We start from the raw sequence: 382 nt of genomic DNA, 5'->3' as shown, positions 1-382 counted from the left end.
GCCCTGGACCGCCCGCTGGTGTTCGACTTCGCGCTCATCGACCGGCAGGCGCGGGGCGACATACGCGACACGCCCCTCTCCGATCTGACCTATGTCGTTTTCGACACCGAGACCACGGGCCTGGACCCGCGCCGCGACGCGGTGGTGCAACTGGGCGCCGTGCGCGTGGTCAACGAGCGCCTGATCGAGAGCGAGACCTTCGACACGCTGGTCGACCCCGGTTATCCGATCCCGCCCAGCTCGACCCGGATCCACGGCATCGACGACTCGATGGTGAAGGACGCTCCCAATATGCAGAGCGTATGCCGGCGCTTCGAGCGATTTTGCCGCGACGCGGTTCTGGTCGCGCACAACGCCGTCTTCGATCTGACGTTGCTCCAAC

Annotated in this window: 1 protein-coding gene; it reads left to right on the top strand. The window is 66.2% G+C overall.

Annotated features, from left to right (window positions below; translation table 11 throughout):
- Nucleotides 1-382 (top strand): 3'-5' exonuclease (locus tag EVJ29_RS15335; RefSeq protein ID WP_131505332.1); only part of this gene is annotated, 382 nt, incomplete at both ends.

The sequence above is a fragment of the Exiguobacterium sp. SH4S7 genome (assembly GCF_004336795.1).
In the GTDB taxonomy this organism is placed as follows: domain Bacteria; phylum Bacillota; class Bacilli; order Exiguobacteriales; family Exiguobacteriaceae; genus Exiguobacterium; species Exiguobacterium aurantiacum_A.
Note: the sequence above shows the minus strand (reverse complement) of the source record. Positions and strands in the feature narration are given on the sequence as shown.